This is a genomic window from Pseudomonas kribbensis, from assembly GCF_003352185.1.
GTDB lineage: Bacteria > Pseudomonadota > Gammaproteobacteria > Pseudomonadales > Pseudomonadaceae > Aquipseudomonas > Aquipseudomonas kribbensis.
Genome location: NZ_CP029608.1, coordinates 6013650 through 6035432 on the forward strand (window position 1 = coordinate 6013650; position 21783 = coordinate 6035432).

Consider the following 21783-nt stretch of genomic DNA (forward strand, 5'->3'; position numbering starts at 1 on the left):
CTTTCGCGAGCAGGCTCGCTCCCACAAAGAAATGATTCCAACTGTGGGAGCTAGCCTGCTAGCGATGAGGCCAGCACATTCAGCGCAGTACCGGCAAGCTCGTCGTCGACTTGATCTCCGACAGCGCCACGATCGAGTTCACTTCCTGAATCCCCGGCACCAGCGACAGCTTCTCGAAGAAGAACCGCTCATACGCCTCGATGTCCGCCGCGACGATCCGCAGCAGGAAATCCACCGCCCCCATCAACACGTAGCACTCCAGCACTTCCGGAAAGCCGCGAATCGCCTCGGTGAATTCGGTGAAGTTCGAGCGACCGTGGGCGTTGAGTTTGATTTCGGCGAAGATCTGCGTGTTCAGGCCGATTTTCTTGCGATCGAGCAAGGTCACCTGGCCGCGAATGATCCCCTCCTCCTTCATCCGCTGAATCCGCCGCCAGCACGGCGACTGCGAAAGGCCCACCTGTTCGGCGATCTGTGCGCTGGACAGGGAAGCGTCCTCTTGCAGCAGGGCGAGAATGCGTCGGTCGTAGCTGTCCAGCTCACTGTGCATAAATAATCCTCAAAAGCAGCCAATACCGAATTGATCCACCCTATCAACCGGCCAATCGGCTCATCTTAGACAAGAATTGCCCGGCATCGAATGTAAAAATTTCTCCACTGATTCCGGAGACCTGCCATGCCACACCTCGAAGCCGTCAACACTCCAGCGCCCCGTGCCGATGTGTGGAACGTCAGCAACGCCCATTGTCTTGCGCAGTACCAGATACTGGCCGAGGCCGAACCGGATCTGCTGGTGCGGGTGCTGAACCTGTTCGCCCTGCAGTTCCTCACCCCGGAACAGGTCAATGTCCAGCGGCTGGACGACCTGCTGTCCATCGACATCGTCATGGGTGGCCTGAGCTGGCATCGCGCCCAGGTGATCGCGGAAAAACTTCGTAACCTGATCAGCGTCTGCTCGGTGAATCTGCAGAACCCCGATGCGGCGTGGGATGCGCCGGCTCAGGCGGCTGGCTGACAAAAGCGGAAACGCCTTTGTCGGGTAGTGGCCCAACGGTCGGCGGGGCCACGACTATCCTTTGCGGACTGTCGTTCAAAAGGAGCCCGCATGTCCGTTCAACTCGCCACTCAGGACCGCTGGCTGGATCTCAATGATGTATTGCGTGAACTGGTCGCCCAAGGCTTCATCAGCCAGGATTCCGCCGAGCACGCACTGAATGCCCGCCGTCGGCAGGCGACCCACGGGCAGGTGCATCCGCTGGAATTCATCGCCGGCCAGCAACTGGACGACCTCAGCCGTCCGGGCAAGCACCTGGACCTGGAAAGCCTGACCCTGTGGCTGGCGCAGCAGGCCGGCCAGCCGTACCTGCGCATCGATCCGCTGAAGATCAACGTCGCCGCCGTGACGCCGCTGATGTCCTACGCCTTCGCCCAGCGCCACAAGATCCTCGCGGTGTCGGTTGATCGCGATGCGGTGACCGTGGCCAGTGCCCAGCCTTACGTCAGGGGCTGGGAAGCCGATCTGACCCACGTGCTGAAACTGCCGGTCAAACGGGTGGTGGCCAATCCGGCGGACATCCAGCGCTTCAGCGTCGAGTTCTTTCGCCTCGCCAAATCGGTCAGCGGCGCCAGCAACGCCGACCAGCCGGGCAGCAACCTCGGCAACTTCGAACAACTGCTCAACCTCGGCGCCAGCGATCAGGAGCCGGACGCCAACGACGCGCACATCGTCAACATCGTCGACTGGCTGTTCCAGTACGCCTTCCAGCAGCGGGCCAGCGATATCCACATCGAGCCACGCCGCGAGCAAGGCACGGTGCGCTTTCGCATCGACGGCGTGCTGCACAACGTCTATCAGTTTCCGCCGCAGGTGACGATGGCTATCGTCAGTCGCCTGAAAAGCCTCGGTCGGATGAACGTCGCCGAGAAGCGCAAACCCCAGGACGGCCGGGTCAAGACCAAGACCCCGGACGGCGGCGAGGTCGAGCTGCGCCTGTCGACCCTGCCCACCGCGTTCGGCGAAAAGATGGTGATGCGGATCTTCGACCCGGAAGTGCTGCTCAAGGATTTCGACCAGCTCGGTTTTTCCGCCGACGACCTGCGGCGCTGGCAGGACATGACCCGGCAGCCCAACGGCATCATTCTGGTGACCGGCCCGACCGGTTCGGGCAAGACCACCACGCTCTACACCACCCTGAAAAAGCTAGCGACCCCGGAGGTCAACCTCTGCACCATCGAGGACCCGATCGAAATGGTCGAGCCGGCCTTCAACCAGATGCAGGTGCAGCACAACATCGACCTGACCTTCGCCGCCGGGGTGCGAGCGCTGATGCGGCAGGACCCGGACATCATCATGATCGGCGAGATCCGCGACCTGGAGACCGCCGAAATGGCGATCCAGGCCGCATTGACCGGACACCTGGTGCTCTCGACCCTGCACACCAACGATGCACCGAGCGCCATCAGCCGTCTGCTGGAACTCGGCGTGCCGCATTATTTGATCAAGGCCACGGTGCTCGGGGTCATGGCCCAGCGTCTGGTGCGCACACTGTGTCCGCACTGCAAGGCACCGCTGCCTGTCGCCGAAGAGGACTGGCAAACCCTGACCCGGCCGTGGCAGGCGCCGCTGCCGGGCAACGCGCAACGGGCCATCGGCTGCCTGGAATGCCGCGACACCGGCTATCACGGCCGCGCCGGGGTCTACGAAATCATGCAACTGACCGACAGCCTCAAGGGGCTGATCAGCCCCGATACCGATCTGACCGCGCTCCGCCGCCAGGCTTTCAAGGAAGGCATGCGCAGTCTGCGGCTGTCCGGCGCGCAGAAAGTCGCAGCGGGGCTGACGACCATCGAGGAGGTGCTGCGGGTGACGCCGCAGAGCGAGCAGAAATAGCCCTTCACGGAACCGGATCGACGAAATGACGATCCAAGCCGTTATTCAACACCAGTGGAGTCATCCCTCATGCGTCTCAAACTTGCTGTCGCCACCCTTGCCCTGCTGTCTCTGCCCGTCGGTTCGGCAATGGCTGACAGCTTTTGGCGTAACGTCATTTCGTCCGGCGCCACCACCGGCTCGACGTACCTGACCTTCAAGGATCACAAACTGATCGTCGCCGCCCAGGACGACGCCGGCAGTTTCGTTGCCAGCGATGGCGGCATCCGTGGCCCGTACCTGGAAGCCGCCATGCAGAAAGTCCGCGCCGACAACCCGGGCCTGCAGGCGACGGACATGGAACTGGCGAACGCGATTCTGGCGAAGAACGCCGTGGCTTCGGAATAAATCTGTCGCCCACAAAAATGCCGCTCATTTGAGCGGCATTTTTTTGTCCGCCGATCAGCGGTAATCGTCCACCGGCACGCAGGCGCAGAACAGATTGCGGTCGCCATAGACGTTGTCCACCCGGTTTACCGCCGGCCAATACTTATGCGCCTTGGTGTGCGCATCCGGCGTGATGCCCTGCTCGATGCTGTAGGGCCGTTCCCAGACGCCGGTGACATCGGCCAGCGTATGCGGTGCCCGCTTGAGCGGATTGTCCTCGGCCGGCCAGTTGCCGTTCTGCACTTCGGTGATTTCCGCACGGATGCTCAACATGGCGCCGATGAATCGGTCCAGTTCAGCCTTGGATTCACTCTCGGTCGGCTCGACCATCAAGGTGCCCGGCACCGGGAAAGACATGGTCGGCGCGTGGAAGCCGTAATCCATCAGGCGCTTGGCGATGTCTTCCTCACTGATGCCGGTCTGCGCTTTCAGCGGCCGCAGATCCAGAATGCACTCGTGGGCGACCCGATCATTACGCCCGGTGTAGAGCACCGGAAAGGCGCCGGACAAATGCTGCGCCAGGTAATTCGCCGCAAGGATCGCCACTTCGCTGGCGTCCGCCAGTTGCGGCCCCATCATGGCGATGTACATCCAGCTGATCGGCAAAATGCTCGCACTGCCCCAGGGCGCTGCACTCACTGCGCCGTTCTGCGGCTGCGGGCCGTCGATCGGCACCACCGGGTGATTGGCGACGAACGGCGCCAGATGCGCGCGAATGCCGATCGGGCCCATGCCCGGCCCGCCTCCGCCGTGGGGAATGCAGAAGGTCTTGTGCAGGTTCATGTGCGAGACGTCGGCGCCGATGTCCGCCGGCCGCGCCAGCCCGACCTGGGCATTGAGGTTGGCGCCGTCCATGTACACCTGGCCGCCGTGCTTGTGGATAACTTCGCAGATTTCGCTGATGCCCTCCTCGTACACGCCGTGGGTCGACGGATAGGTCGCCATCAGGCACGACAACTTGTCTCCCGCCTCGGATGCCTTGGATTTCAGGTCATCGAGATCGACGTTGCCCGCCTCGTCGCACTCGACGATCACCACGCGCATCCCGGCCATTTGCGCCGAGGCCGGATTGGTGCCGTGAGCCGAAGACGGGATCAGGCAGATGTCGCGCCCGCCCTGGTGGCGGCTTTCGTGGTATTTGCGGATCGCCAGCAACCCGGCGTATTCGCCCTGGGCCCCGGAGTTGGGCTGCATGCAGATCGCATCGAACCCAGTGATCGCGCATAACCAGCGTTCCAGCTCTTCGATCATCAGCGTGTAACCGACGGCCTGTTCCCGGGGCACGAACGGGTGCAGGTTGGCGAACTGCGGCCAGGTGATCGGGATCATCTCGCTGGTGGCGTTGAGTTTCATGGTGCAGGAGCCCAGCGGGATCATCGACTGGTTGAGCGCCAGATCCTTGTTCTCCAGTTGCTTGAGGTAGCGCAGCATCTCGGTTTCGCTGTGATGGGCGTTGAACACCGGGTGGCGCAGGTACGGCGAGCTGCGTTGCAGGTTGTCAGGAATCCCGGAAACCAACGCTTCGGCGTCGAGTTCCTCGACGTTGAGCCCATGATCGACACCCAGCAGTACATCGAACAGTTTGCCGACGGTGCTCTCGTCACAGGTTTCATCGAGGCTCAGGCCCAGGTGGCCGCGACCGAGAATCCGCAGATTGATCTGCGCAGCCTGAGCGCTTTCGATGATCGCGGTCTGCGCGCCACCGACGTCCAGGGTCAACGTGTCGAAATAATGCTCGTTGATGCGCTTGATGCCATGCCGCTCAAGGCCGGCAGCGAGGATGCAGGTCAGCCGATGGACTCGCTGGGCAATACGCTTGAGGCCTTCCGGCCCGTGGTACACCGCGTAGCAACTGGCGATGTTGGCCAGCAGCACTTGAGCGGTGCAGATGTTCGAATTGGCCTTCTCCCGACGAATATGCTGCTCGCGGGTCTGCAGGGCCATGCGCAGCGCAACGTTGCCCCGCGCATCTTTCGAGACACCGATGATGCGTCCGGGAATCGCCCGTTTGTATTCCTCGCGACTGGCGAAAAACGCCGCATGCGGCCCGCCGTACCCCATCGGCACGCCGAAACGCTGGGATGAGCCGAACACCACGTCCGCACCCAATTCGCCTGGTGGCGTCAGCAACAACAGACTCAGCAAGTCGGCCGCGACACAGGCCAGCGCCTGTTGCGCATGCAGGTGATCGATCAACGGACGCAGGTCGCGGACCTCGCCGTGGGTGTCGGGGTATTGCAGCAGTGCGCCGAATACCTGGTGCTGTTTCAAGTTATCCACAGCGTCGATGATCAGCTCGAAACCGAAGCCTTCGGCGCGAGTCTGCACCACGGAAATGGTTTGCGGATGACAGTTTTCATCGACGAAAAACAGATTGCTCTTCGACTTCGCCACACGCTTGGCCAGCGCCATGGCCTCGGCGGCCGCAGTGGCTTCATCGAGCAACGAGGCGTTGGCCAGCTCCAGACCGGTGAGGTCGACGGTCAGCTGCTGGAAGTTGAGCAACGCTTCGAGCCGGCCCTGGGCGATTTCCGGTTGGTACGGCGTATAGGCGGTGTACCAGCCGGGATTTTCCAGCACGTTGCGCAGTATGACCGTCGGCGTGAGGGTGCCGTGGTAACCCATGCCGATCAGGCTGGTCCAGACCTGATTCTGTTCGGCGTACCCGCGCAGTTTCGCCAGCGCGGCCTGCTCGTCCAGCGCGGGCGGCAGGTCAAGATCACGGTTGAGGCGAATGGCGGGCGGGACAGTCTGCTCGATCAGTTCGATCCGGCTGCCCAGGCCCAGGCTGTCGAGCATCGCCTGCTGCTCGGCGGCATCGGGGCCGAGGTGACGGCGCAGGAAGGCATGGGGGTCGCGTAACTGGCTCAAGGATGGCAACTGGGACATGACGGGCTCTCTCTTGGCTGGCGCTCGGCGTCAATGCAACACGGTCAAACCAGCATAGCAGTCGATCCCGTCGCGGACGGCTTGGCGGCGGGTGGTCGAACGGGGCATGCTGTGGCACCTGTAACACGCGCCCAACCCTTGGATGATCGAATCCTCATGAGCCAACTGCCGTTTCTGCCGTTTTCCAAACCTGTCATCGACGAAGCCACCATCGCCGCCGTCGGCGATGTCCTGCGTTCCGGCTGGATCACCAGCGGGCCGAAGGTCCAGGCCTTCGAAGCGCAACTGTCGGAGTATTTCGGCGGGCGTCCGGTACGCACCTTCAACTCCGGCACCTGCACCATGGAGATTGCCCTGCGCATCGCCGGCATCGGACCGGGTGACGAAGTGATCACCACGCCGATCTCCTGGGTGGCCACGGCCAACGTGATTCTTGAAGTGGGCGCTACCCCGGTGTTCGCCGACATCGATCCGGTCACCCGCAACATCGACCTGGATAAACTGGAAGCGGCCATCACGCCGCGCACCAAAGCTGTCATCCCGGTCTACCTCGCCGGGCTGCCGGTGGACATGGAGCGCCTGTACGCCATCGCCAAAAAGCACAATCTGCGCATCATCGAAGACGCCGCCCAGGCCCTGGGTTCGAGCTGGAACGGCCAGCGCATCGGTGCCACCGGCGACTTCGTGTCATTCAGCTTCCAGGCCAACAAGAACGTGACCTGCTCCGAAGGTGGCTGCCTGGTGCTGAACACACCCGAGGAAGCGCGTCTGGCGGAGAAATATCGCCTGCAGGGCGTCACCCGCACCGGCTTCGACGGCCTGGATGTCGATGTGCTGGGCGGCAAGTTCAACATGACTGACATCGCAGCGACCATCGGCCTCGGCCAGTTCGCCCACATCGAAGCGCTGACTGCTCACCGTCAGGAACTGGCCCGCCACTACTTCAAATGCTTTGGCGACGACTTCGAAGTCAAGTACGGCGCACAACTGCCGCCGGCCGATTTCACCAACAGCAACTGGCACTTGTTCCAGCTGGTGTTGCCGGAGCGCAAGGACGGTTTGCCGGCGCGGGCCACGTTCATGGAGCAGATTCAGGCGCTGGGTATCGGCATCGGTTATCACTATCCGCCGATCCACTTGTTGAGCCTGTACCGCGAGCGCGGTTTCAAGGAAGGCATGTTGCCGGTGGCCGAGCGCGTGGGCCGGTTGATCGTGTCGTTGCCGATGTTCACGACCATGACCAAGGCCGATGTCGAGCGCTCGGTGGCGGCGGTCAAGGCGGTGCTGGGCAACGCCTGAGCCGCGCAATAGAAAGCTGCGGCCACAAAAAAGCCCCGACGGATCGGGGCTTTGCGGCATTGCCTGAAGCTTATTCGCCGATGACGGCCTTGTAGGCGGCAGCGTCGAGCAGCTTGTCCAGCTCGGCCTTGTCGCTTGGCTTGAGCTTGAAGATCCACGAGCTGTACGGCTCTTCGTTCAGCAGCTCCGGCGAATCCGCCAGCTCATTGTTGACCGCGATCACTTCACCGCCGACCGGGGCGTAGATGTCGGAAGCGGCCTTCACCGACTCGACAACACCCGCCGCTTCACCGGCAGCAAACACCTTGCCGGCTTCAGTCAGCTCGACAAACACCACGTCGCCCAGCGCTTGCTGTGCGTGATCGCTGATGCCCACGGTGACGGTGCCGTCGGCTTCCAGGCGCGCCCATTCATGACTTTCGGCAAAACGCAGGTCGGCGGGGATATTGCTCATGCTCGGTGTCCTCAAGAAATTGTCAGCGGTCGTGCCCGCCGGAAAAGGTTAGATCAAGGTTTTGCCGTGACGGACGAAGGTCGGTTTGACCACTCGCACCGGATACCACTTGCCACGGATTTCCACTTCGGCGCGGTCGGCAGTCGCCATCGGTACACGCGCCAGGGCAATCGACTTGCTAAGCGTAGGAGAGAAACTACCACTGGTGATCTCTCCTTCGCCAACATCAGCGATACGAACCACCTGATGCGCACGCAAAACCCCGCGTTCCTCGAGCACCAGACCCACCAGTTTGTGCTGCACGCCGGCGGTTTTTTCCGCTTCCAGCGCATCGCGACCGATGAACCGTCGTGTGGCCGGTTCCCAGGCGATGCTCCAGGCCATGTTCGAGGCCAGCGGCGAAACGTCCTGATGGATGTCCTGTCCGTAGAGGTTCATCCCGGCTTCCACCCGCAAGGTGTCGCGGGCACCGAGGCCAATGGGAGAAATGCCGGCGCCCACCAGATCGTTGAAGAAGCCGGGGGCCTGATCGGCCGGCAGGGCAATTTCCAGACCGTCCTCACCGGTGTAACCGGTGCGGGCAATGAACCAGTCGCCATCAACCTGGCCTTCGAACGGCTTGAGCATCTGGATCAGATTGGCGCGGGACTGGGTCACCAGTTCGGCAATCTTGTGCCGGGCATGGGGGCCTTGAATGGCGAGCATCGCCAGATCCGTGCGCTCTTGCAGCTGCACGTCGAAGCCGGTGAGATGAGCCTGCATCCACGCCAGGTCCTGATCGCGGGTCGAGGCGTTGACCACCAGTCGGTAACCGTCCTCGAGGCGATAGACGATCATGTCGTCGACGATGCCGCCGCGCTCGTTGAGCATGGTGCTGTACAACGCACGGCCGGGGCTGTGCAGGCGTTCGACGTCGTTGGCCAGCAAATGCTGGAGCCAGGCCTTGGCCTGATTACCGGCGACATCGATCACGGTCATGTGGGATACATCGAACACCCCGCAATCGCGGCGCACCTCGTGGTGCTCCTCGACCTGCGAGCCGTAATGCAGTGGCATGTCCCAACCGCCAAAATCGACCATCTTCGCGCCTAGGGCGAGATGCAGGTCATACAGAGGCGTACGCTGTCCCATGGGTTTCTCCTTCCGGGCGTGGCGAAGGTGCGGAGCGCTGCTGCACGGTTCGAAAGCCCCGAAAGAGAAGGCTCTCAGCCGATTTCAGCGACAGGGTCTGTCAGACGGACCGCACCGAATGCCGCGCATTGTAGCCGCATGATTCATGACTCACTACTAAGTGTTTCGATGCGCCGAGCGCCGGATAAGTCCGATGACCGGCAACAACCCGACCAGCACCAGCGTCAGCGCCGGCAACGATGCCCTCGCCCATTCGCCCTCGCTGGTCATCTCGAAGATGCGCACGGCCAGCGTGTCCCAGCCAAACGGGCGCATCAGCAGGGTTGCAGGCATTTCCTTGAGCACATCGACGAACACCAGCAACGCGGCGCTGAGGGTGCCGGGCAGCAACAACGGCAGATACACTTTGAAAAACAGTCGCGGCCCACTGACACCCAGGCTACGTGCCGCTTCAGGCAAAGAGGGCCGTATACGCGCCAGACTGCTTTCCAGCGGCCCATAGGCCACCGCCACGAAGCGCACCAGATAAGCCATCAGCAACGCCGCCAGACTGCCCAGCAGCAACGGCTTGCCCGCACCGCCGAGCCAGCCGGACAGTGGAATCACCAGTTCGCGATCCAGATAACTGAACGCCAGCATGATCGACACCGCCAGCACCGAGCCCGGCAACGCGTAGCCGAGGTTGGCCAGACTGACGCCGGAACGGATTGCCGGAGTCGGTGCCAGTCGCCGGGCGAATGCCAGCAACATCGCCACACTGACCGTGATCAACGCCGCCATGCCGCCCAGATACAGGGTGTGCAGAATCAGCCCGGCGTAACGCTCATCCAGATCGAAACGCCCGCGCTGCCAGAACCACACCAGCAGTTGCAGCACCGGGATGACAAACGCACAGGCAAACACCAGACCGCACCAGCCGGTCGCCGCCCAGGCCTTGGGCCCGCGCAGGTGATACAACGCCTTGACCCGCGGCCGCTCGTTACTCGCCCGATTGGCACCCCGGGCGCGGCGTTCGCCGTACAGCACCAGCATCACCACCAGCAGCAACAGGCTGGCCAGTTGCGCAGCGCTCGACAGACTGAAGAAGCCATACCAGGTCTTGTAGATCGCGGTAGTGAAGGTGTCGAAATTGAACACCGACACTGCGCCGAAATCCGCCAGGGTTTCCATCAAGGCCAGCGCCACACCGGCGCCGATGGCCGGTCGCGCCATCGGCAATGCCACGCGCCAGAACGCCTGCCACGGTGACTGGCCGAGCACCCGCGCCGCTTCCATCAGGCCTTTGCCTTGGGCGAGAAATGCGGTGCGCGCCAGCAGATAAACGTAGGGGTAGAACACCAGCACCAACACCAGAATCACCCCACCGGTGGAGCGCACTCGCGGCAGACGCAGGCCGGTTCCGAACCATTCGCGCAGCAGGCTTTGCACGGGGCCTGCGAAATCCAGCAGGCCGACGAACACGAACGCCAGCACGTAGGCCGGGATTGCGAACGGCAGCATCAGCGCCCAGTCGAGCCAGCGTCGGCCGGGGAATTCACAGAGGCTGGTGAGCCAGGCGAGGCTCACACCAATCAGCGTCACACCGACACCTACGCCGAAGACCAGCGTCAGGGTGTTGCCCAGCAGGCGCGGCATCTGGGTTTCCCACAGGTGCGACCAGATCTGCTGGTCGATGGTCTGCCACGACAACAGCAGGACGCTGAGGGGGAGCAGCACCAACGCGGCGATGGCGAAGACGATGGGATACCAGCGGCGTTGGGCGGGGTGGGCCAAGGAAAGACTCTCGTTGAATGATTGTGCCCACGCATGGCGTGGGCACTTATCGTGTGACGCTGCGCATCACGCTTGCGGCGATTGGACTCGCAGCGTCAGTTCCAACCCGCCCGATCCATCATCCGGATCGCTTCAGCCTGTCGCTTGCCCGCCACTTCAACCGGCAACGTATCAGCCACAAACTGCCCCCAAGCCGCCACTTCTTCCGAAGGCTTCACCGCCGGATTCGCCGGGAATTCCTGGTTCACGTCAGCGAAGATCTTCTGCGCCTCAGGCGTGGTCATCCACTCCACCAGTGCCTTGGCGGCTTCCGGGTGAGGTGCATGTTTGGTCAAACCGATGCCCGACAGGTTGACGTGCACACCGCGATCCGCCTGGTTCGGCCAGAACAGCTTCACCGGCAGATCCGGCTTCTGCTTGTGCAGGCGACCGTAGTAGTAGGTGTTGACGATGCCGACGTCGCACTGGCCGGCGTTGATCGCTTCCAGTACCGCGACGTCGTCGGAGAACACGTCGGTGGACAGGTTGTTGACCCAGCCCTTGAGGATCTTCTCGGTTTTCTCGGCACCGTGGACTTCGATCATGGTGGCGGTCAGCGACTGGTTGTAGACCTTCTTCGCCGTGCGCAGGCACAGACGGCCTTCCCAGTTCTTGTCGGCCAGCGCTTCGTAGGTGGTCAGTTCGCCCGGTTTCACGCGCTCGGTGGAATAGGCGATGGTCCGTGCGCGCAGGCTCAGACCGGTCCAGGCGTGGCTGGACGAGCGATATTGCAGGGGAATGTTGGCGTCGATGGTTTTCGAAGTGAACGGCTGGAGAATGCCCATCTGCTCGGCCTGCCAGAGGTTGCCGGCATCGACGGTCAGCAGCAGGTCGGCGGTGGCGTTCTCGCCTTCGGCCTTGATCCGCTGCATCAGCGGCGCTTCCTTGTCGGTGATGAACTTGATCTTCACCCCGGTCTTGGCGGTGTAGGCATCGAACACCGGTTTGATCAGCTCATCGATACGCGACGAGTAGACCACCACCTCATCGGCGGCCTGGGCGACGGTGCTGCCAATCAGGGTCAGGGCCAGTGCGGTCAGAACACGCTTGGATGCCAACATGGGAGTGATCTCTCGGTCGGGAAAAGTGGCCCAAATGATAAGGACTCACATTTACCAGCTCAATCGAACACTTTCCCAAGGAGTTACCAGATGTTGCACGGGGCGAATGTCGCGGTGGCTGGACTGCCGCTTTCGCGAGCAGGCTCGCTCCCACATTGGAATGCATTACAAACTGTGGGAGCGAGCCTGCTCGCGAAGAGGTTATCAGCCGCGATGAATATCTCAGGGTTTTGCGAGTGCCGGAAGATCACCAGTCAATCCGAGGGCCTCACGCACAAAGAGAGCCTTTGCCTCAGGCATCTGCTCGACGATTTTCAGTCCTGTGTTGCGCAACCAGCGCAGCGGCAGCGGATCGGCCTGGAACAACCGCTCGAAGCCTTCCATCGCCGCCATCAGCGCCAGGTTATGCGGCATGCGCCGGCGCTCGTAGCGGCTCAGGACTTTCACGTCCGCCAGGCGTTCGCCGCGCTCGTTCGCTTGCAGCAGCACTTCGGCCAGCACGGCGGCATCGAGGAAACCGAGGTTCACGCCCTGCCCCGCCAACGGGTGAATGGTGTGCGCCGCATCGCCGATCAATGCCAGGCCCTCGGCCACGTAGCGCTTGGCGTGACGTTGACGCAGCGGTACGCACAGCCGCGGGTCGGCGCTGATGACGTCGCCGAGACAACCTTCGAAGGCACGCTCCAGCTCGCGGCAGAAATCCGCTTCATCCAGCGCCATCAACCGTTCGGCTTCGCTGGGCGTGGTCGACCAGACGATCGAGCACCAGTCCTGCTGGCCGTCACGCTCCAGCGGCAGAAACGCCAGCGGCCCGTGATCGGTGAAGCGTTGCCACGCGGTCATGCGGTGCGGTTTGCTGCTGCGCACGCTGGTGACGATGGCGTGATGCAGATAATCCCATTCGCGAGTGGCGACGCCGGTCAGACGACGTACGGCGGAGTTGGCGCCATCTGCTGCGATCACCAGCGGCGCGCGCAGGGTGCGGCCGTCGGCCAGGGTCAGCAGCCAGTCGTCACCGGAGCGACGCATCTGCTCCAGCCGCGCATTGGCCAGCAGGCCGAGATCGCAATCGTGCAAACGGTCGAGCAAGGCATCCTGTACCACGCGATTTTCGACAATGTGGCCGAGCACCTCGGCGTGCACGCTGCTGGCCGAGAAATGGATCTGCCCGGTGCCGCTGCCGTCCCAGACGTGCATGTCGGTGTACGGACTGCTGCGTCGATTGACGATGCCGTCCCACACGCCGAGGCGCTCGAGGATCCGCTGACTGGCCGCCGACAGCGCACTGACTCGCGGCTCGAACGGCGCATCGCCATTGAAGGGTTTGACGCTCAGCGGGCTGCCGTCGAGCAGCAGGACTTCCAGCCCGCTGTCCTGCAACGCCAGCGCCAGGGCGCTGCCAACCATTCCGGCTCCGACAATCAGCACATCCGCGCGCATTTCCATGCTTTAAGCCTGTCTCGCTTGCGGCTTGAGCCGCACGTAAAGGGTTTTACCGACCCGCGCCACCAGGTTGCCGGCGCCGTCATGAATGTCGACCTGCAGCTGCGGCAGGTACTTCTCGCCACTGGCGGTCTGCCGACGGATCTCGTCGAGCAGGGTGTCGTCGATGTTGAACCGGGCGAACACCGGGCCTTTGCCCGGCGCAATGAAATCAATGTCCGCAGCCTTGTCCCAGACGATGTACTTCGACCCGAGATTCTCCATGAGCATCAACATGAAGAACGGATCGACCATCGAATACAGACTGCCGCCGAACTGGGTGCCGACGTAATTGCGGTTGTACCAGCCCAGGCCCATCGAGACCTGGATGTCACGAAAGTCATCGCTGATGTGCTTCACCCGGACACCGGCGCCGAAGTACGGCGGGTAGAACGTCATGATCCAGCGCATCAGCCGCGCCTTGCCAAACTGTTTGATCAGCCACTCACGCATCCGGCCGCGTCCCCAGCCCCATGGCCTGACGGGCGAACCAGCGTTTGGCCGGCGGCAGCAGATCGAGGCCGAGCAGGCCGATGTTGCGCCCCAGCGACACCAGCGGCTGAGTGCTGCCGAACAGGCGCGTGACCTGATCGGAGAAGCCCACGGTGAGGTCCTGATCGAGGCGCTGGCGCTCGCGATAGGCCTGCAGCGTGGCGAAATCCCCCAGCGGTTTGTCGCTGGCCAGCAGCGCGGCGGCCAAGGCATCGGCATCGCGCAGAGACAGGTTGAAACCCTGCCCGGCAATCGGGTGCAGGCTGTGGGCGGCGTTGCCGAGCACGGCCAGATGCGAACGCACCTGCTCTTCGGCCTCCACCAGCGACAGCGGGTACAGATGCCGCGCGCCGACCTGTTTCAAAGTGCCGAGGCGGTAACCAAACACGCCTTGCAGCTCGCTGAGGAAATCACGATCACTCAGCTCCGCCAGACGTTGCGCGTCCATGCCCAGACGGGTCCAGACCAGCGCGCAGCGGTTTTCCGGCAGCGGCAGCAGCGCCATCGGGCCTTCGTCGGTGAAGCGCTCGAAGGCCATGCCGTTGTGCGCTTCACTCGGGGTGATGTTGGCGATCAGCGCGCTCTGGTTGTACGGGCGCTTGCGCACGTTGATGCCCAGTTGTTCACGCAGACCGGAACGGCCGCCATCGGCGAGCACCGCCAGATCGCACTCGACCGTGGTTTCGTCGTTGAGGGTCAGGCGATAGCCGTCCGGCAGCGGCTCCATGCGCGTGACTTCCGCCGGGCAGCGCCAACTGATCACGTCTTTGTCGAGGTGTTGCCACAGGCTATGACCGAGCCAGGCGTTTTCCACGACATAGCCGAGCGCCGGGACGCCCTCTTCCATCGCCGACAGTCGGGCGGTGGAAAAACGTCCACGGTCGGACACGTGAATCTGCTTGATCGGCTCGGCGCGGCGGGAGATTTCCTGCCATACGCCCAGCCGTTGATAGATCTGCCGCGAGCCAAAGGACAGCGCCGATGAACGTGCGTCGTAGCTCGGCTGCCAGCTGTCGCCGGGAGCGAACGGTTCGATCAGCACGATCTTCCAGCCCCGGGCCTTGGCCCCGGCCTGCAACGCCAACGCCAGACTGGCGCCGACCAGACCGCCACCGATGATTGCCAGATTGACCCGACTCATGCCGCGCAAGTCCGTGCTTGCGCCATCAGGGCTTCGATCTCGGCGACGGTTTTCGGCACACCGCCGGTCAGGATTTCACAACCGCTCTTGGTCACTACCACGTCGTCCTCGATGCGCACGCCAATGCCGCGCCATTTCTTCGCTACGTTCTGATTGTCCGGGGCGATGTAAATGCCCGGCTCCACGGTCAACGCCATGCCGACTTCCAGCACTCGCCATTCGCCGCCGACCTTGTACTCGCCGACGTCATGCACATCCATGCCCAGCCAGTGGCCGGCGCGGTGCATGTAAAACGCCTTGTAGGCCTCGGAGGCGATCAACTCGTCGACTTCGCCCTGCAACAACCCCAGCTGCACCAGCCCGGCGGTGATCACCCGAACCGTCGCTTCGTGCGCCTGGTTCCAGTGTTTGTTCGGGGCGATTTCGGCGAACGCGGCTTCCTGGGAGGCCAATACCAATTCGTAGATCGCTTTCTGCTCGGCCGAGAACTTGCCGTTGACCGGCCAGGTGCGAGTGATGTCGCTGGCGTAGCAGTCGATTTCGCAACCGGCGTCAATCAGCACCAGGTCACCGTCCTTGAGCAACGCGTCATTCTGCTGGTAATGCAGGATGCAGCTGTTGCGCCCGGCAGCGACGATCGAACCATAGGCCGGCATCTTCGCCCCGCCCTTGCGGAACTCGTAATCCAGCTCGGCTTCGAGGCTGTATTCGTAGAGGCCGGCACGGCTGGCCTGCATTGCCCGGATATGGGCCTGGGCGGAAATTCGCGCCGCTTCGCGCATCACCTTCACTTCTGCCGCCGATTTATACAGGCGCATGTCGTGCAGCAGGTGATCCAGGGCAACGAATTCGTTCGGCGGCTGGGCGCCGAGGTGCGCCTTGGAGCGGATCACGTTGATCCAGTCCATCAGGTGACGGTCGAATTCCGGGTTGCTGCCCATGGCCGAATACACCCGGTCACGGCCTTCGATCAGGCCCGGCAGGATGTCGTCGATGTCGGTGATGGGGAACGCGTCGTCGGCGCCAAAGTCGCGAATCGCGCCTTCCTGGCCGGCGCGCAGGCCATCCCAGAGTTCGCGCTCGGCATTGCGTTCACGGCAGAACAGCACGTATTCGCCGTGTTCGCGACCGGGCATCAAAACGATGACCGCCTGCGGCTCGGGGAAACCGCTCAGGTACTGGAAGTCGCTGTCCTGGCGGTAGACGTGCTCGACATCACGGTTGCGAATGGCAACCGCGGCGGCGGGCAGGATGGCGATGCTGTTGGGTTCCATCTGCGCCATGAGTGCCTTGCGGCGACGGGCGTATTCCGCTTTCGGGATATGGATCATGGGCAGATGGCTTTCCCTGGCACGCGATCAGTGCAGCGACGGCTTGGCGGCTGGCGGCACGTCGGCTTTCTTGGTTTCGGAGAACAACAGCAGCGGCGCTACACGCAGGTACTCCATGACTTCCATGTAGTCGCTTTCGCCGTCTTCGGATTCTTCCAGGGCATCTTGCACCTGGGAGATCGCTGCCAGATCCTGCAGCACCTCGGTAGCCTCGGTGCTCAGCATGCTGCTGTCGCGGCAGTTCAGGCCGAAACCGGTGAGGAAGCCCTGGCACCATTCGCCCAGTGCAGCGGCGCGATCGGCCAGCGGCACGTCGTCGGTCGGCAACAGCAGCACGACGGTCACGTCGTCGCCGGTGAGCTCGCCCTTGACCATTTCCTGCAGGCCGATGAGCGCGTTGCGAACGTTGTCCTGCGGCTCGCTTTCGAGCAGCTCGGCAGCGTCGATCAGCCATTCTTCGGCATTGAAGCCGGCACCGGCGCAGCTGCGGCCGAGCAGCAGGCCATGCAGTTCGGCAGGCGAGACGTTGTGACCGCTGGCAGTCAGCAGGGTGGCGAAGGCTTGGTACGGGGAATTCTGAATGGGCATGGGCAGCTAGGCGCCAGACGGCGCTATGTCTAGAATGAAGGCCTTGTATCCTACATCGACAGACTCGCCAAGACCATTAAAGGCTGTCCCCCAGCCAAACCCATCAGACCGAATCAGTGGACACAATGGAAGACACCGACCTGCAAGCGCTGATGGCCAGACTCGAACTGCTGATTACTCGGGTCGAGCAACTAAAGAGTCAAAACGCACTCTTACTAGCTCAGGAAAAGACCTGGCGCGAGGAACGCGCGCACCTCATTGAAAAAAACGAAATCGCCCGGCGTAAGGTCGAGTCGATGATTTCGCGCCTCAAGGCCCTGGAGCAAGACTCATGAGTTCAAGCAATAGCGTTACCGTGCAGATCCTCGACAAAGAATATTCGATCATCTGTCCCCAGGAAGAACGCAGCAATCTGGTCAGTGCCGCGCGTTACCTGGACGGCAAGATGCGCGAGATCCGCAGCAGCGGCAAAGTCATCGGCGCCGACCGCATCGCCGTGATGGCCGCGTTGAACATCACCCACGATCTCTTGCACAAAGAAGAGCGCCCGGACATCCAGGCCAGCGGCTCGACCCGTGAACAGGTGCGCGACTTGCTCGATCGTGTCGATCTGGTACTCGCCGACGATCCGGACATCAGCAAGGGCTGATTCGCCAGGCCGCTTGAGGTATACTCGCCGCACTCCCTGGGGTGCTTGCCAGTTGACGATGTCCCTGAGCCGATTTGCACTACCCTGGGGGTTGCACGTTGGGCTGGTGTGCATGTCCGCCAGACGGAAAGCCTTAAAGCCTACTGCATCCTCCACCTTGAACTCTCGGGTTCAAGGGCTAAGTCGACAGCGGCTCATCCGGGGAGCCTGATTCGAATCCGATGCCGGTGCATGCCGGCATCGGATTTTTTATGCGTACGTTTTCGTCCCACCCTGCCGAAGCCGACCATGACCGAACCCGCGCTGCTGCCCCGCCCCCAACTGCGCCGCCTGCTGCGCAAGGCCCGCCGCTCCCTGACGCCAAGTCAGCAACGCGCGGCCGCCGAAGGTCTGTATAAACAACTCGCGCAGGACCCGCAATTTCGCCGGGCGAAACACATTTCCCTGTACCTGCCCACCGACGGCGAGATCGACCCGCGCCTGTTGCTGCGCGCCGCCCAGCGCCGCGGCAAGAAAACCTACCTGCCGGTGTTGAGTGCCTGGCCGCGGACCAAAATGGTCTTTCAACAGATCCGCCCCGGTGAAAAGCTGCGGCCCAACCGTTTCCGTATTCTCGAGCCTCGGGTCAATGTCGCCCGTCAGCGCAAGGTCTGGGCACTGGATCTGGTGTTGTTGCCATTGGTGGGATTTGACGATGTCGGCGGACGCCTGGGGATGGGCGGCGGATTCTACGACCGCAGCCTGGCTTACCTGGCTCGCCGCCAGAACTGGCGCAAGCCGACGCTGCTGGGACTGGCCCATGAATGTCAGAAAGTCGAACGACTGGCGCAGGCCAGCTGGGATGTACCGTTGCAGGGAACGGTGACCGACAAGGCGTGGTATTTCGCAGGGTAGACGCCGCGAGGGAATCAGCGGCGTCGGGAAGACGGGATCAGCGTTTGAACGCTGTCGACTGCTGTACTTGTTGCGCCACTTCAATCGGCGCATCGGCCTTGTTGGCCCACAGACTTTGCGCATAACCGGTGGTCACGACGCCAAGGCCGAACAAAATCACCAAAGTCCACAGCAAATCCGGTTTGCGTTTCATCGATTGCCCCCCTCAAGGCACATCATCACGATGACAGCAGCGGTTTCCATTCGTAGGCCGTGCAGCAGCGTCAAGCTTTAAAGGCCGGCATTTTGCGACAACGTGAACCTCTGCGCAAATGCTGGCGTCAACCGACTGTCGGTTTGTCATAAAATTGCCCGACAACCTGCCCAATGACCGTTTCAGGAGCACACACCATGGCCTACTGGCTGATGAAATCCGAGCCCGACGAACTCTCGATCAAGGGCCTGGAAAAACTCGGCAAAGCGCGCTGGGACGGGGTGCGCAACTACCAGGCGCGCAACTTCCTGCGGGCCATGGCGGTGGGGGATGAGTTCTTTTTCTATCACTCCAGCTGCCCGGAGCCGGGCATTGCCGGGATTGGCAAGATTATCGAAGCCGCGTACCCGGATCCCACCGCACTGGAACCGGAGAGCCATTACTTCGATCCGAAAGCCACGCCGGAGAAAAACGCCTGGAGCGCGATCGATGTCGCCCATGTCGAGACGTTTGCCCGGGTGTTGAAGCTGGATTATCTGAAGCAGCAGACCGCGCTGGCCGAGATGCCACTGGTGCAGAAGGGTTCGCGACTGTCGGTGATGCCGGTGACGGCCGAGCAATGGGCGGCGGTTATCGCGTTGCGTTGACAGCGTCTTCGCAGGAGCCGGAAGCCGACTCCTGCGGGTCCAGCCTTACTGAATGATCAGGTTGTTGAACAACAGATCCTCAACCACCGGCTTGCCGGTCTCGTCATTCATCACTTGCTGGGTCTGCTTCAAGGCTTCCTGACGCAGCTTTTCCTTGCCTTCGATGCTGCCCATTGCGTCGGTGGTCTGCTGAGTAAACAGCGCCACCAGTTGATTGCGGATCAGCGGCTCGTTGGCCTTGACCAGTTTGGTCGCCTCGTCGCCGGTCACCCGCAACGCCACGTCGGCCTTGTAGACCTTGAGCTTCGGCGTGCCGTCCAGCCCGTAGTTGCCCACGAACGGCGGGCTCAGGGTGATGTAGTTGACCTTCGGCGCCTCGCCTTCTTTGGCTTCTTCGGCCAGCGCTGCCACAGGCAGAGACAGGGCCAGCAACAACATGATCCACGCTTTCACAATTCGCTCCTTATCCGGTTTGCGGCCTAGCATAACGACCCGCCGCGCAAGCACAAGCTTATGGCGGACTATCAGGGCCGGGCATGCTCGTTGACCCGTTGACTGCCACACCTACACTTATCGGCCATCACTCCCAAAGGAATAGCCCTGATGAAAGCCGTGCTGTGCAAAGCCTTCGGCCCTGCCGAATCGCTGGTGCTGGAAGACGTCGCCAGTCCTGTCGCGAAGAAGAATGAAATCCTGCTGGACGTGCACGCCGCCGGGGTCAACTTCCCGGACACGCTGATCATCGAGGGCAAGTACCAGTTCAAGCCGCCCTTCCCGTTCTCGCCGGGTGGCGAAGCGGCTGGCGTGGTCCGCGAAGTCGGCGAAAAGATCAGTCACCTCAAGATTGGCGACCGGGTCATGGCCCTGACCGGCTGGGGCAGCTTCGCCGAGCAGGTCGCAGTGCCGGGCTATAACGTGCTGCCGATCCCGCCGTCGATGGATTTCAACACCGCCGCCGCGTTCAGCATGACCTACGGCACGTCGATGCACGCGCTCAAGCAGCGCAGCAACCTGCAACCGGGGGAAACCCTGCTGGTGCTCGGTGCCTCCGGCGGTGTCGGCCTGGCTGCCGTGGAGATCGGCAAAGCCATGGGCGCCCGGGTCATCGCCGCCGCCAGCAGCGCCGAAAAACTCGCCGTGGCCAAAGCCGCCGGTGCCGACGAACTGATCAACTACAGCGAAACCAGCCTCAAGGACGAAATCAAGCGCCTGACCGACGGCCAGGGCGCCGACGTGATCTACGACCCGGTCGGCGGCGACCTGTTCGACCAGGCCATCCGCGCCATCGCCTGGAACGGCCGCCTGCTGGTGGTCGGTTTCGCCAGCGGACGCATCCCCGAACTGCCGGTCAACCTCGCCCTGCTCAAGGGCGCAGCGGTGCTCGGTGTGTTCTGGGGCTCTTTCGCCCAGCGCCAGCCACAGGACAACGCGGCGAACTTCCAGCAACTGTTCGGCTGGTTCGCCGAGGGCAAGCTGAAACCGCTGGTGTCGCAGGTCTATCCGCTGAGTGAGGCGGCACAGGCGATCAATGATCTTGGACAGCGCAAGGCTGTGGGCAAGGTTGTGGTGCAGGTGCGCTGAAGCACGTCATTTGTTGCCGGGAGAATCCACAGCGTCGCCCGGCAACAGGTGTTCCAGAACCTTCCGGCTATCAGCCTTGATGATCCGGCCCTTGTCATCGAAACGCAGCACGAGCATCCAGTCGTACACCTCGTCCGGCCATTTTTTCTGACCCATCAGGGCCGTGCTGTCGCCACCGAACGCACTGATCAGCTTGTTGATGCGCCCGTGGTGCCAGGCGATCAGGATGACCGGCGCCTGATTGCTCTTGCGCAACAGCTTGACCAGTTCATGCACGTCGCCGTTGATGTAGGGCTGCTCGATAGACAGGTTAAGGCGCTCGGCCAGCGGTGTCAGGGTCAAACGTGAGCGGGAGCTCTCGGGAGTGTCGCCGGCGGCGATCAGCCGTTCCGGGGTCAGCGTCTGGCCATCGAGCTTCAATGGATTGAAGTAGTCGGCATAGGCGCGGGCCCGTTCTTCGCCACGGGCATTGAGCACCGATCCTTCAGTCGGCTTTTCCGCATGGCGGATGATCAGCACCGTGGCATTGCGCAAACCGGACCGGGCAGGGTGATCGGCGTAAATCAATCCCAGCACCGCAACGGCGATAACCGCCGCCGCCAATAATCGGCGCATGAGCATGCGAACCTTCAAAGCCATCATTCATCTCTGCTGATCAGTCGATCGACGGATCGCGAGTCTATGCCACCCCATGTTCATAAGTGGTGAAAACGCCCTGTTCTTACAGCAGAGCGACAGGTTCGTAAAAGAACGTGCGACTTCCAACATTTTCCGCTGTTTTGCCGATGCGAACCGGTGCTATTTTCGGTAACGAAACTGTAAC

The 21783-nt window shown here is 62.3% G+C and carries 23 protein-coding genes and 1 other RNA gene; 10 read left to right on the top strand and 14 right to left on the bottom strand.

Features of this window, described 5'->3' with window-relative positions; all coding sequences use genetic code 11:
• Positions 1–79: 79 nt before the first annotated feature.
• On the bottom strand, positions 80–550 hold the full coding sequence (locus DLD99_RS27590; protein WP_007951785.1) for an Lrp/AsnC family transcriptional regulator: 471 nt from the start codon (positions 548–550) through the stop codon (positions 80–82).
• A 126-nt stretch (positions 551–676) separates the two neighbouring features.
• Here DLD99_RS27590 and DLD99_RS27595 point away from each other — a divergent pair, with 126 nt between their 5' ends.
• The 3 genes from DLD99_RS27595 to DLD99_RS27605 all read left to right on the top strand — a co-directional run bounded on the left by DLD99_RS27595 (position 677) and on the right by DLD99_RS27605 (position 3277).
• Positions 677–1015 (top strand): hypothetical protein, encoded by a 339-nt coding sequence (locus tag DLD99_RS27595; protein WP_085708982.1) that lies wholly within the window; start codon positions 677–679, stop codon positions 1013–1015.
• Positions 1016–1105: 90 nt separating this feature from the next.
• Positions 1106–2890 carry a type IV pilus assembly ATPase TfpB gene (gene tfpB / locus DLD99_RS27600; protein ID WP_114886200.1) on the top strand — a complete coding sequence of 595 codons (1785 nt, stop codon included), beginning with the start codon at positions 1106–1108 and terminating at the stop codon, positions 2888–2890.
• Between the two features lie 69 nt (positions 2891–2959).
• A complete protein-coding gene (locus DLD99_RS27605) occupies positions 2960–3277 on the top strand; it encodes a DUF2388 domain-containing protein (RefSeq protein ID WP_007951791.1) in 318 nt (105 codons plus the stop codon).
• Positions 3278–3331: 54 nt separating this feature from the next.
• Here the strand turns inward: DLD99_RS27605 and gcvP are convergent, their stop codons facing one another.
• On the bottom strand, positions 3332–6205 hold the full coding sequence (gene gcvP / locus DLD99_RS27610; protein WP_114886203.1) for an aminomethyl-transferring glycine dehydrogenase: 2874 nt from the start codon (positions 6203–6205) through the stop codon (positions 3332–3334).
• A gap of 156 nt (positions 6206–6361) precedes the next feature.
• On the opposite strand from gcvP, the gene DLD99_RS27615 reads away from it, so the two are divergent.
• Entirely contained in the window at positions 6362–7504 is a 1143-nt protein-coding gene (locus DLD99_RS27615; protein WP_114886205.1) for a DegT/DnrJ/EryC1/StrS family aminotransferase, read from the top strand.
• 70 nt (positions 7505–7574) lie between these two features.
• On the opposite strand, the gene gcvH is transcribed toward DLD99_RS27615, so the two are convergent.
• From gcvH to DLD99_RS27660, 9 genes are all read right to left on the bottom strand, one after another.
• The gene (gene gcvH, locus DLD99_RS27620; protein WP_114886207.1) at positions 7575–7958 is read right to left on the bottom strand and encodes a glycine cleavage system protein GcvH; all 384 of its coding nucleotides are present in this window, start codon (positions 7956–7958) and stop codon (positions 7575–7577) included.
• A gap of 48 nt (positions 7959–8006) precedes the next feature.
• On the bottom strand, positions 8007–9089 hold the full coding sequence (gene gcvT / locus DLD99_RS27625) for a glycine cleavage system aminomethyltransferase GcvT (protein ID WP_114886209.1): 1083 nt from the start codon (positions 9087–9089) through the stop codon (positions 8007–8009).
• Between the two features lie 156 nt (positions 9090–9245).
• Positions 9246–10862, bottom strand: a complete 1617-nt coding sequence (locus DLD99_RS27630) for an ABC transporter permease (RefSeq protein ID WP_114886211.1) — start codon at positions 10860–10862, stop codon at positions 9246–9248.
• A gap of 95 nt (positions 10863–10957) precedes the next feature.
• Positions 10958–11962, bottom strand: coding sequence for an extracellular solute-binding protein (locus tag DLD99_RS27635; protein ID WP_114886213.1), 1005 nt, complete (start codon positions 11960–11962; stop codon positions 10958–10960).
• Between the two features lie 222 nt (positions 11963–12184).
• Positions 12185–13402 carry a 2-octaprenyl-3-methyl-6-methoxy-1,4-benzoquinol hydroxylase gene (locus DLD99_RS27640; RefSeq protein ID WP_167443803.1) on the bottom strand — a complete coding sequence of 406 codons (1218 nt, stop codon included), beginning with the start codon at positions 13400–13402 and terminating at the stop codon, positions 12185–12187.
• 9 nt (positions 13403–13411) lie between these two features.
• The gene (locus DLD99_RS27645; RefSeq protein ID WP_114886216.1) at positions 13412–13897 is read right to left on the bottom strand and encodes a DUF4442 domain-containing protein; all 486 of its coding nucleotides are present in this window, start codon (positions 13895–13897) and stop codon (positions 13412–13414) included.
• Entirely contained in the window at positions 13890–15077 is a 1188-nt protein-coding gene (ubiH, locus tag DLD99_RS27650; protein WP_114886219.1) for a 2-octaprenyl-6-methoxyphenyl hydroxylase, read from the bottom strand. The genes DLD99_RS27645 and ubiH overlap by 8 nt, the downstream gene beginning before the upstream one ends.
• Positions 15074–16408 (bottom strand): Xaa-Pro aminopeptidase, encoded by a 1335-nt coding sequence (pepP, locus tag DLD99_RS27655; RefSeq protein WP_085708971.1) that lies wholly within the window; start codon positions 16406–16408, stop codon positions 15074–15076. Before pepP ends, ubiH begins: the two co-directional genes overlap by 4 nt.
• A gap of 27 nt (positions 16409–16435) precedes the next feature.
• Positions 16436–16996, bottom strand: coding sequence for a YecA/YgfB family protein (locus tag DLD99_RS27660; protein WP_085708970.1), 561 nt, complete (start codon positions 16994–16996; stop codon positions 16436–16438).
• 125 nt (positions 16997–17121) lie between these two features.
• Between DLD99_RS27660 and DLD99_RS27665 the strand changes: the two genes are divergently transcribed.
• The 4 genes from DLD99_RS27665 to DLD99_RS27680 all read left to right on the top strand — a co-directional run bounded on the left by DLD99_RS27665 (position 17122) and on the right by DLD99_RS27680 (position 18539).
• On the top strand, positions 17122–17331 hold the full coding sequence (locus DLD99_RS27665) for a TIGR02449 family protein (protein WP_007940359.1): 210 nt from the start codon (positions 17122–17124) through the stop codon (positions 17329–17331).
• Positions 17328–17645: a cell division protein ZapA gene (locus DLD99_RS27670; RefSeq protein ID WP_007967943.1), complete on the top strand. Its 318-nt coding sequence runs from the start codon at positions 17328–17330 to the stop codon at positions 17643–17645. The genes DLD99_RS27665 and DLD99_RS27670 overlap by 4 nt, the downstream gene beginning before the upstream one ends.
• 30 nt (positions 17646–17675) lie before the next feature.
• Positions 17676–17854, top strand: a non-coding RNA gene (gene ssrS / locus DLD99_RS27675) — 6S RNA.
• 79 nt (positions 17855–17933) lie between these two features.
• On the top strand, positions 17934–18539 hold the full coding sequence (locus tag DLD99_RS27680) for a 5-formyltetrahydrofolate cyclo-ligase (RefSeq protein WP_114886221.1): 606 nt from the start codon (positions 17934–17936) through the stop codon (positions 18537–18539).
• 37 nt (positions 18540–18576) lie between these two features.
• On the opposite strand, the gene DLD99_RS29280 is transcribed toward DLD99_RS27680, so the two are convergent.
• Complete coding sequence (locus DLD99_RS29280; RefSeq protein WP_007911192.1) at positions 18577–18732, bottom strand: hypothetical protein; 156 nt, start codon at positions 18730–18732, stop codon at positions 18577–18579.
• A gap of 197 nt (positions 18733–18929) precedes the next feature.
• Here DLD99_RS29280 and DLD99_RS27685 point away from each other — a divergent pair, with 197 nt between their 5' ends.
• On the top strand, positions 18930–19379 hold the full coding sequence (locus DLD99_RS27685; RefSeq protein ID WP_114886223.1) for an EVE domain-containing protein: 450 nt from the start codon (positions 18930–18932) through the stop codon (positions 19377–19379).
• Between the two features lie 45 nt (positions 19380–19424).
• Here DLD99_RS27685 and DLD99_RS27690 read toward each other — a convergent pair whose 3' ends face one another.
• A complete protein-coding gene (locus DLD99_RS27690; RefSeq protein ID WP_065259922.1) occupies positions 19425–19832 on the bottom strand; it encodes a flagellar basal body-associated protein FliL in 408 nt (135 codons plus the stop codon).
• 150 nt (positions 19833–19982) lie between these two features.
• On the opposite strand from DLD99_RS27690, the gene DLD99_RS27695 reads away from it, so the two are divergent.
• Positions 19983–20960, top strand: coding sequence for an NADPH:quinone oxidoreductase family protein (locus tag DLD99_RS27695; protein WP_114886225.1), 978 nt, complete (start codon positions 19983–19985; stop codon positions 20958–20960).
• A 6-nt stretch (positions 20961–20966) separates the two neighbouring features.
• Here DLD99_RS27695 and DLD99_RS27700 read toward each other — a convergent pair whose 3' ends face one another.
• A complete protein-coding gene (locus DLD99_RS27700) occupies positions 20967–21599 on the bottom strand; it encodes a flagellar basal body-associated protein FliL (protein WP_114886813.1) in 633 nt (210 codons plus the stop codon).
• Positions 21600–21783: the final 184 nt, after the last annotated feature.

What these genes read in the sequence shown, in the direction of transcription:
- DLD99_RS27590 (WP_007951785.1), bottom strand. Translation starts at nt 550, where the DNA reads ATGCACAGTGAGCTGGACAGCTACGACCGACGCATTCTCGCCCTGCTG.
- DLD99_RS27595 (WP_085708982.1), top strand. Translation starts at nt 677, where the DNA reads ATGCCACACCTCGAAGCCGTCAACACTCCAGCGCCCCGTGCCGATGTG.
- tfpB (WP_114886200.1), top strand. Translation starts at nt 1,106, where the DNA reads ATGTCCGTTCAACTCGCCACTCAGGACCGCTGGCTGGATCTCAATGAT.
- DLD99_RS27605 (WP_007951791.1), top strand. Translation starts at nt 2,960, where the DNA reads ATGCGTCTCAAACTTGCTGTCGCCACCCTTGCCCTGCTGTCTCTGCCC.
- gcvP (WP_114886203.1), bottom strand. Translation starts at nt 6,205, where the DNA reads ATGTCCCAGTTGCCATCCTTGAGCCAGTTACGCGACCCCCATGCCTTC.
- DLD99_RS27615 (WP_114886205.1), top strand. Translation starts at nt 6,362, where the DNA reads ATGAGCCAACTGCCGTTTCTGCCGTTTTCCAAACCTGTCATCGACGAA.
- gcvH (WP_114886207.1), bottom strand. Translation starts at nt 7,958, where the DNA reads ATGAGCAATATCCCCGCCGACCTGCGTTTTGCCGAAAGTCATGAATGG.
- gcvT (WP_114886209.1), bottom strand. Translation starts at nt 9,089, where the DNA reads ATGGGACAGCGTACGCCTCTGTATGACCTGCATCTCGCCCTAGGCGCG.
- DLD99_RS27635 (WP_114886213.1), bottom strand. Translation starts at nt 11,962, where the DNA reads ATGTTGGCATCCAAGCGTGTTCTGACCGCACTGGCCCTGACCCTGATT.
- DLD99_RS27640 (WP_167443803.1), bottom strand. Translation starts at nt 13,402, where the DNA reads ATGCGCGCGGATGTGCTGATTGTCGGAGCCGGAATGGTTGGCAGCGCC.
- DLD99_RS27645 (WP_114886216.1), bottom strand. Translation starts at nt 13,897, where the DNA reads ATGCGTGAGTGGCTGATCAAACAGTTTGGCAAGGCGCGGCTGATGCGC.
- ubiH (WP_114886219.1), bottom strand. Translation starts at nt 15,077, where the DNA reads ATGAGTCGGGTCAATCTGGCAATCATCGGTGGCGGTCTGGTCGGCGCC.
- pepP (WP_085708971.1), bottom strand. Translation starts at nt 16,408, where the DNA reads ATGATCCATATCCCGAAAGCGGAATACGCCCGTCGCCGCAAGGCACTC.
- DLD99_RS27660 (WP_085708970.1), bottom strand. Translation starts at nt 16,996, where the DNA reads ATGCCCATTCAGAATTCCCCGTACCAAGCCTTCGCCACCCTGCTGACT.
- DLD99_RS27665 (WP_007940359.1), top strand. Translation starts at nt 17,122, where the DNA reads ATGGAAGACACCGACCTGCAAGCGCTGATGGCCAGACTCGAACTGCTG.
- DLD99_RS27670 (WP_007967943.1), top strand. Translation starts at nt 17,328, where the DNA reads ATGAGTTCAAGCAATAGCGTTACCGTGCAGATCCTCGACAAAGAATAT.
- DLD99_RS27680 (WP_114886221.1), top strand. Translation starts at nt 17,934, where the DNA reads ATGACCGAACCCGCGCTGCTGCCCCGCCCCCAACTGCGCCGCCTGCTG.
- DLD99_RS29280 (WP_007911192.1), bottom strand. Translation starts at nt 18,732, where the DNA reads ATGAAACGCAAACCGGATTTGCTGTGGACTTTGGTGATTTTGTTCGGC.
- DLD99_RS27685 (WP_114886223.1), top strand. Translation starts at nt 18,930, where the DNA reads ATGGCCTACTGGCTGATGAAATCCGAGCCCGACGAACTCTCGATCAAG.
- DLD99_RS27695 (WP_114886225.1), top strand. Translation starts at nt 19,983, where the DNA reads ATGAAAGCCGTGCTGTGCAAAGCCTTCGGCCCTGCCGAATCGCTGGTG.
- DLD99_RS27700 (WP_114886813.1), bottom strand. Translation starts at nt 21,599, where the DNA reads ATGGCTTTGAAGGTTCGCATGCTCATGCGCCGATTATTGGCGGCGGCG.